General features: G+C 36.5%; 1 protein-coding gene. It reads right to left on the bottom strand.

Going from position 1 to position 249, the window contains the following annotated elements; translation table 11 throughout:
• The coding region (locus CN326_RS23855) for a transposase (protein WP_141525132.1) at positions 1-249 on the bottom strand (249 nt) is incomplete at both ends.

Below are 249 nucleotides of genomic sequence, written 5' to 3'. Positions count from 1 at the left end.
ACTTGTAAAATCACTCTTTAATTTGTTGTAGAATTGATTGATGCTTTTGATCTGCTTGCCCTTCACAAGAACAGGTTTCATACCTGTGTTTGTGACAATAGTTGCAAGGTTATCAATGCCTAAATCAATTCCCATATAACGTTCATTCTCTTCAACGGATGATATTTTGGAAGGAGCATCTACCACCAATTCCACTACATATGCATGATATTTAGGAATCACACGAACTTGTTTCAGTTTGCCTTTGGC

Source organism: Bacillus sp. AFS018417 (assembly GCF_002560985.1).
Lineage (GTDB): Bacteria > Bacillota > Bacilli > Bacillales > Bacillaceae_G > Bacillus_A > Bacillus_A rhizoplanae.
Note: the sequence above shows the minus strand (reverse complement) of the source record. Positions and strands in the feature narration are given on the sequence as shown.